Annotated in this window: 4 protein-coding genes and 2 pseudogenes; 2 read left to right on the top strand and 4 right to left on the bottom strand. The window is 74.2% G+C overall.

Annotated elements, in window-relative coordinates; all coding sequences use genetic code 11:
* Together JNW87_RS34650 and rocD are read left to right on the top strand one after the other, a co-directional pair.
* The coding region (locus JNW87_RS34650; RefSeq protein ID WP_375373583.1) for a dimethylarginine dimethylaminohydrolase family protein at positions 1 to 405 on the top strand (405 nt) is incomplete at its 5' end.
* A complete protein-coding gene (gene rocD, locus JNW87_RS34645) occupies positions 405 to 1,619 on the top strand; it encodes an ornithine--oxo-acid transaminase (RefSeq protein ID WP_201749430.1) in 1,215 nt (404 codons plus the stop codon). The genes JNW87_RS34650 and rocD, both read left to right, overlap by 1 nt.
* Positions 1,620 to 1,673: 54 nt before the next feature.
* Here the strand turns inward: rocD and JNW87_RS34640 are convergent.
* The 4 genes and pseudogenes from JNW87_RS34640 to JNW87_RS34625 all read right to left on the bottom strand — a co-directional run bounded on the left by JNW87_RS34640 (position 1,674) and on the right by JNW87_RS34625 (position 4,911).
* Positions 1,674 to 2,819: pseudogene (locus JNW87_RS34640) on the bottom strand (FHA domain-containing protein).
* On the bottom strand, positions 2,816 to 3,109 hold the full coding sequence (locus JNW87_RS34635) for a 4a-hydroxytetrahydrobiopterin dehydratase (RefSeq protein WP_201749429.1): 294 nt from the start codon (positions 3,107 to 3,109) through the stop codon (positions 2,816 to 2,818). The pseudogene JNW87_RS34640 and the gene JNW87_RS34635 overlap by 4 nt, the downstream one beginning before the upstream one ends.
* Before the next feature lie 87 nt (positions 3,110 to 3,196).
* Positions 3,197 to 4,249 (bottom strand): acyl-CoA desaturase, encoded by a 1,053-nt coding sequence (locus tag JNW87_RS34630; RefSeq protein WP_109799767.1) that lies wholly within the window; start codon positions 4,247 to 4,249, stop codon positions 3,197 to 3,199.
* Between the two features lie 126 nt (positions 4,250 to 4,375).
* A pseudogene (locus JNW87_RS34625) lies at positions 4,376 to 4,911 on the bottom strand (SCO7613 C-terminal domain-containing membrane protein).
* Between the last annotated feature and the right edge of the window lie 133 nt (positions 4,912 to 5,044).

Raw genomic sequence — 5,044 nt, 5'->3', positions numbered from 1 at the left:
GCGCACGCCTCGCACGCGCAGCTGCAGGAGGTCTTCGGCTACCCGGTGATCACCATGCAGCTGGTGGACCCGCGCTTCTACCACCTGGACACCGCGCTGACCGTGCTGGACGAGCGGACCGTGGCGTACCTGCCGGAGGCGTTCTCGCCCGGCAGCCAGGCGGTGCTGCGCCGGCTCTTCCCGGACGCGATCCACGCCACCATGGCCGACGCCGAGGTGCTGGGACTGAACGCGGTCAGCGACGGCCGGCACGTGGTGCTGCCCGCGCAGGCCACCGACCTGGCCGCCAAGCTGCGCGACCGGGGTTACGAGACCATCGGGATCGACCTGTCCGAGCTGCGCAAGGCCGGCGGCGGACCCAAGTGCTGCACGTTGCGACTCCGTCAGGGAAAGGCAATCAAGTGATCGTCGACGACATGCTGCGGACGCCGGGTGCGGTCCGGGACGCGGAGCGCTGGACGGCGCACAACTACCACCCGCTGCCGGTGGTGGTCTCCTCCGCCGAGGGCGCCTGGCTGACCGACGTGGACGGCCGCCGCTACCTGGACTGCCTGGCCGGCTACTCCGCGTTGAACTTCGGCCACCGGCACCCGAAGCTGATCGAGGCCGCGCACGCGCAGCTCGACCGGCTCACCCTGACCAGCCGGGCGTTCATCCACGACCAGTTCGCCGACTTCTGCAAGGAGCTGGCCGAGCTGTGCGGCAAGGACCTGGTCCTGCCGATGAACACCGGCGCCGAGGCGGTGGAGACCGGCATCAAGGTGGCCCGCAAGTGGGGCTACCAGGTCAAGGGCGTCACCCCGGGCCAGGCGAACATCGTGGTGGCCGAGGGCAACTTCCACGGCCGGACCACCACCATCGTCAGCTTCTCCACCGACGAGGACGCGCGCGCCGACTTCGGGCCGTACACCCCGGGCTTCACCGTGGTCCCCTACGGCGACCTGGACGCGCTGGCCGCCGCGATCGACGAGAACACCGTCGCGGTGCTGCTCGAGCCGATCCAGGGCGAGCAGGGCGTCGTGGTGCCGCCGGCGGGCTACCTGCCGGGCGTGCGCCGGGTCTGCACCGAGAACAACGTGCTCTTCATCGCCGACGAGATCCAGTCCGGCCTGGGCCGGACCGGCGCCACCTTCGCCTGCGAGCACGAGGGCGTCGTGCCGGACATGTACCTGCTGGGCAAGGCGCTCGGCGGCGGCATCGTGCCGGTCTCGGCGGTCGCCGCGAACGCCGACGTGCTCGGGGTGCTGAAGCCGGGCCAGCACGGCTCGACCTTCGGCGGCAACCCGCTGGCCTGCGCGGTCGCCACCGAGGTGGTCCGGCTGCTGGCCACCGGCGAGTTCCAGCGGCGCTCGGCCGAGCTGGGCGAGCGGCTGCACGCCGGTCTCCAGGCGCTGGTCGGCAAGGGCCTGCTCGCCGTCCGGGGCCGCGGCCTCTGGGCCGGCCTGGACATCGACCCGGCGCTGATGACCGGCCGGCAGGCCTGCGAGCGGCTGATGGAGCGGGGCGTCCTGGCCAAGGACACCCACGGCTCGACCATCCGCCTCGCCCCGCCGCTGGTCATCACCGAGGAGGAGATCGACCACGCCGTGGCCCAGCTCGCCGCCATCCTGGAGGGCTGAGACCCGTACGCGAAAGGGCGCCGGGACCAAACGGTCCCGCGCCCTTCTCCGTCGTCAGGGGCGGGGCAGGCGCATGGCCATGGTGGGGGCCTCGGCCATCACCGAGGTGGGGGTGAAGGGCGCGCCGCTGGGCAGCTCGTCGGCGCGGCCGATCTGCACGCCGGGATAGAGCTCGACGATGTCCCCCTCGCCCAGCACCCGGGACTGCTGCGGGGCGAGCGGGAGCCGGTCCGGCTCGGCCATCGAGCCGGCCGGGCGGATGCCCGAGCCGTTGGTGCTGGTGTCGGTCACGATCACCTCGCCGACGCGCAGCTCGAAGCGGACGTGGTTGCGGCTGACCCAGCGCCGCGACTCGTCGTTGAGCCACTGGCCGAGCGTGATCCCGGTCGACTGCTCCGGGGCCCGCCCGACCAGCACCGGTTGGGTCTCGGTGAGCACGAACCGGCGGCGGACCAGCCCGCCGATCCGGACCGCCAGCACCTCCGTACGCGGCCGCGGCCCGGCGTCACCGAGCCGGGCGCCGTGCCGGGGGCAGGTCGGCACGCCGTTTCGGAGCGCGGGTGGCGGCTGCCCGGCCGGGGCGCGGTCCACCCGGGCCAGGTCGCGAACGCGCCGCCGCCCCCGCCACCGCCGAAGAGCGCGCAGCCCGGCTCGGGGCAGCGCCACTGCCGGGCGAGCAGCTTCGCGCCCGCCGACGACCGGGTACCGGTGGCCGGGCTCTGGCCGCCCCCGACGTGCGCGATGAAGACGGCCCGCCCGCGCCGGGCACCGGGGCGAGCACCCGCCCGGCCTGCCCGAGCCACGGCCACCGGCCGCCCAGCCCGTCGAAGCGGACCCGGCTGAGCACCGGCAGCCCGAGCAGGTCGCGACCTCCAGCATCCGGTCGCCCGGATTGTCCAGCACCTCCACCAGGCCGTCGTCGGCCCAGCGGCGGACCACCATCCGCTCGTTGGAGGTCAGGTCGGCGTCGGAGAGCAGGGCCCGGTGCACGATCGCGTAGACCGGGACGCTGTCCTCCTCCAGCTGCCGGGCCAGGGCGTCGATCACCATGCCGAGCCGGAGCAGGCTGGCCGGGCGGCCGCCGTCGAGGTCCTGCCAGCGGATCACCTCGGCCAGGTCCACCACGGCGCGGGCCAGCGACGGGTCGGTGCAGACCCGACCCTCGATGGCGTCCAGCACCTTGCTGATCTCGAATCTCATCGGGCGCTCCGGACGATGTCGTCGATCCGCCGGGCCAACGCGAAATCACGGTGGGTCACCCCACCGGCCGAGTGCGTGACGCAACGGAAGGTCAGGGTCCGCCATCGGATGTCGATGTCGGGATGGTGGTCGAGTTCCTCGGCCGCCGCGGCGACCCGGTCGACCACCGCGATGGCCGCCGGGAAACTGCCCAGCTCGACGGTACGGCTGATCCCGGCCGGGTCACCCGACCAGTCCGCCAGCCCGCCCAGCTCGTCTCGTACCGCCTCGGCGGTGAGCAGGTCTGCCATGCGTCGACCCTACCGGGAGGCCCGTCCGCCACCCCGCCCCGCCACCGCCCGGCACGTGGTTGAGCAGGGCGGGGGCCGGCGGACGGGTCACCGCTCGCGCAGCGCGCGGCCGACCTCGTGCAGGTGGGCCATCGCCTGCCGGTACGACTCGACCAGCCCGGTCTCCGCGTACGCGATGCCCTGCTCGGCGCAGTACGCCCGGACGATCGGCCGCGCCCGCCGCAGGTTGGCCCGGGGCATGTTCGGGAAGAGGTGGTGCTCGATCTGGTAGTTCAGCGCGCCGAGCGCCACGTCCACGAACCGGCCGCCCCGCACGTTGCGCGAGGTCAGCACCTGCTTGCGCAGGAAGTCGAGGTCGTCGTCGGCGGACGGCATCGGCATGCCCTTGTGGTTGGGGGCGAACGCGCAGCCCATGTAGAGCCCCCAGAGACCCTGGTGCACGGCGACGAAGAGCAGCGCCTTCCCCGGCGACATGACGGCGAAGAGCAGCCCGAGGTAGCCGACCGCGTGCGCGCCGAGCAGAAGCGCCTCGACCGCCCGGTGCCGGATCGGGGTGGTCCACCGCCCGCCCGGCTCCCGGCCGGCCAGCGCCCGGACGCTCGCCACGTGCAGCCACAGCCCCTCGAGCAGCAGCATCGGGAAGAAGAACCACGCCTGCCGGGCGGCCAGCCAGCGGCCGAAACCGCGGGTCGCCGCCGCCTGCTCGTACGTCCAGACCAGGGCGCCCGCCCCGACGTCCGGGTCCTCGTCCTCGTGGTTGGGGTTGGCGTGGTGCCGGTTGTGCTTGTCGACCCACCAGCCGTAGCTGGTCCCGACGGCGAGGTTCCCGGCGATCAGCCCGGCCGCCTCGCTGTGGCCGCGCCGGCGGAACATCTGCCGGTGCCCCGCGTCGTGACCGAGGAACGCCACCTGGGTGGTGGCCACCGCCATCCCGACCGCGACCAGCAGCTGAGCCCAGGAGTCGCCGACCGCGATCAGCACCGCCCAGCCGGCCAGAAAACCACCGAGAGTGAGCGCGATTCGCACCGCGTACCCGCCCGGGCGACGGGCGAGGAGGCCGGCCTCGGCGACCCGCCGGGACAACCCTGCGTAGTCACTGCCCCGCCGTGCCGGTGGTTCTGTCAGCGTCGGAGTGGTCATCTGCGCTCCCCGTTCCTCGGTCGTGTGCCACGCCCGGTGGCGCGGCCGCCGTACCGAGTCTGGTCGGCGCGGTTGCGCTGAGTAATCCTGCTCGCCCCCGAGGTGGGGGTAAGGCAGACCCTACCCTCAGCTCATCCTGGCGACCACTGTTCGTAACCGTGCCAGGTCCCGCCGGCGCCGCTCGTAGGTCGCGGCGAGCGCGATCAGCGCCAGCCCGCCGAGGCCCAGATAGATCCACCGAGGCAGCAGGTCCCAGCCGCGGGCCAGCTCGTGCAGCGCGAGCGGGACCAGGGTGGCCGCCCCCAGCAGGACCGGCGCCTGCCAGCGCCGGGCCGCCCCGGCGAGCACCGCGCCGAGCGCGACCGCGCCGAGCGCCAGCCGCCGCCACGGCTGCGGATCCGCCGCCACCAGCACCGAGACCAGGCTGGCAGCAGCGCCGCGGCCAGCCCCGGGCCGAGCGCCAGCCAGCTGTTCAGTCCGGCCCGGGTACGCAGCGCCACCAGGCCGGCGGCGAGGGCCAGCCCGGCCGCCGGCACCGTGTACGCCTCCAGCAGCACCACCCCACCGGCGGCCAGCAGCAGCCACCCGCCGAGCAGTTCGCTGCCGCCGGCGATACCGGCGAGGACCCAGCGCCGGGAGGTGGATTCGCCCCGCCGCAGCACCCGGAGCGCCACGGCCGCGCCCCAGATCGCGCAGATCGCCGCCGCGTGCCGCCGCGCGCCGCCGGTCAGCAGCAGCGCCAGCACCGCGACCGGGAGCGCTGACGGTGGTGGCCATCGCCGGCCTACTTCGCGG

The organism is Micromonospora sp. ATA51 (assembly GCF_016802855.1).
Taxonomy (GTDB): domain Bacteria; phylum Actinomycetota; class Actinomycetes; order Mycobacteriales; family Micromonosporaceae; genus Micromonospora; species Micromonospora sicca.
The sequence above is the reverse complement of the archived record's forward strand: the minus strand, read 5'-3'. Positions and strand labels throughout refer to the sequence as shown.

What these genes read in the sequence shown, in the direction of transcription:
- JNW87_RS34630 (WP_109799767.1), bottom strand. Translation starts at nt 4,249, where the DNA reads ATGACCACTCCGACGCTGACAGAACCACCGGCACGGCGGGGCAGTGAC.
- JNW87_RS34635 (WP_201749429.1), bottom strand. Translation starts at nt 3,109, where the DNA reads ATGGCAGACCTGCTCACCGCCGAGGCGGTACGAGACGAGCTGGGCGGG.